1 rRNA gene is annotated in these 2500 nt (G+C 54.1%); it reads left to right on the top strand.

Going from position 1 to position 2500, the window contains the following annotated elements:
• Positions 1–22 precede the first annotated feature (22 nt).
• Positions 23–2500, top strand: a 23S ribosomal RNA gene (locus tag QUA34_RS29660); the annotation flags it as partial.

Raw genomic sequence — 2500 nt, 5'->3', positions numbered from 1 at the left:
TCGAGGCGACTTGAGGTTATATGGTCAAGCGAATAAGCGCATACGGTGGATGCCTTGGCAGTCAGAGGCGATGAAGGACGTGACAGCCTGCGAAAAGCGTGGGGGAGCCGGCAATAGGCTTTGATCCCGCGATGTCCGAATGGGGAAACCCACCCGCAAGGGTATCCTGCAGTGAATCCATAGCTGCTGGAAGCTAACCCGGGGAACTGAAATATCTAAGTACCCGGAGGAAAAGAAATCAACCGAGATTCCCTGAGTAGTGACGAGCGAACGGGGAACAGCCCAAAAGTCATCATGGTTCTAGAAAAACAGTCTGGAAAGGCTGGCCATAGACGGTGATAGCCCAGTATTTGAAAGGGCCACGATGATGAAATTGAGTAGGGCGGGGCACGTGAAACCCTGTCTGAACATGGGGGGACCATCCTCCAAGGCTAAATACTCCTGACTGACCGATAGTGAACCAGTACCGTGAGGGAAAGGCGAAAAGAACCCCGGAGAGGGGAGTGAAATAGAACCTGAAACCGTATGCGTACAAGCAGTAGGAGCCCGCAAGGGTGACTGCGTACCTTTTGTATAATGGGTCAGCGACTTACTTTTTGTGGCGAGCTTAACCGTATAGGGTAGGCGAAGGGAAACCGAGTCTGAATAGGGCGCATAGTCGCAGGAAGTAGACCCGAAACCGGGTGATCTAGCCATGCCCAGGGTGAAGGTGCGGTAACACGCACTGGAGGCCCGAACCCACTCCTGTTGCAAAAGTAGGGGATGAGGTGTGGCTAGGAGTGAAAAGCTAATCGAACCCGGAGATAGCTGGTTCTCCTCGAAAGCTATTTAGGTAGCGCCTCGCACGAATCTTCCTGGGGGTAGAGCACTGTTATGGCTAGGGGGTCATCGTGACTTACCAAACCATGGCAAACTCCGAATACCAGGACAGACTATGCGGGAGACACACGGCGGGTGCTAACGTCCGTCGTGAAAAGGGAAACAACCCAGACCCACAGCTAAGGTCCCCAAATTATCGCTAAGTGGAAAACGATGTGGAAAGGCATAGACAGCCAGGAGGTTGGCTTAGAAGCAGCCATCCTTTAAAGAAAGCGTAATAGCTCACTGGTCGAGTCGGTCTGCGCGGAAGATTTAACGGGGCTAAGCGATATACCGAAGCTTGGGGTGCACACTTTGTGTGCGCGGTAGAGGAGCGTTCCGTACGCCTGCGAAGGTGGCTTGAGAAGGCTGCTGGAGGTATCGGAAGTGCGAATGCTGACATGAGTAACGATAATGCGGGTGAAAAGCCCGCACGCCGAAAGCCCAAGGTTTCCTAGCGCAACGTTCATCGGCGCAGGGTGAGTCGGCCCCTAAGGCGAGACCGAAAGGTGTAGTCGATGGGAAGCTGGTTAATATTCCAGCACCTCGCGTGAGTGCGATGGGGGGACGGAGAAGGGTAAGTGTACCGGGCGTTGGTTGTCCCGGGGAAAGTACAAAGGCTTGGGTGGTAGGCAAATCCGCCGCCCTTTAAGGCCGAAGTACGAGACGAGTCCTATCGGACGAAGTCACTGATCCCACGCTTCCAGGAAAAGCCTCTAAGCTTCAGCTCACGCAAGACCGTACCGTAAACCGACACAGGTGGGTAGGATGAGAATTCTCAGGCGCTTGAGAGAACTTGGGTGAAGGAACTAGGCAAAATAGTACCGTAACTTCGGGAGAAGGTACGCCTCCAGCAATGGAGGCCGCAGTGACCAGGCCGCTGCGACTGTTTATCAAAAACACAGCACTCTGCAAACACGAAAGTGGACGTATAGGGTGTGACGCCTGCCCGGTGCTGGAAGGTTAAGTGATGGGGTCAGCGCAAGCGAAGCTCTTGATCGAAGCCCCAGTAAACGGCGGCCGTAACTATAACGGTCCTAAGGTAGCGAAATTCCTTGTCGGGTAAGTTCCGACCTGCACGAATGGCGTAACGACAGCGGCGCTGTCTCCACCCAAGGCTCAGTGAAATTGAAATCGCTGTGAAGATGCAGCGTTCCCGCGGCAAGACGGAAAGACCCCGTGAACCTTTACTATAGCTTTACATTGAACGTTGAGTTCGTCTGTGTAGGATAGGTGGGAGGCTATGAAACCGAGGCGCCAGCTTCGGTGGAGCCATCCTTGAAATACCACCCTGATGTGCTTGACGTTCTAACCTAGGTCCGTAATCCGGATCGGGGACCATGTATGGTGGGTAGTTTGACTGGGGCGGTCTCCTCCCAAAGAGTAACGGAGGAGCACGAAGGTACGCTCAGCGCGGTCGGACATCGCGCAATGTGTGCAAAGGCAGAAGCGTGCTTGACTGCAAGATCGACGGATCAAGCAGGTACGAAAGTAGGTCTTAGTGATCCGGTGGTTCTGTATGGAAGGGCCATCGCTCAACGGATAAAAGGTACTCCGGGGATAACAGGCTGATACCGCCCAAGAGTTCATATCGACGGCGGTGTTTGGCACCTCGATGTCGGCTCATCACATCCTGGGGCTG

This window comes from Microcoleus sp. POL10_C6 (assembly GCF_036701585.1).
GTDB lineage: Bacteria > Cyanobacteriota > Cyanobacteriia > Cyanobacteriales > Microcoleaceae > Microcoleus.
The sequence above is the reverse complement of the archived record's forward strand: the minus strand, read 5'-3'. Positions and strand labels throughout refer to the sequence as shown.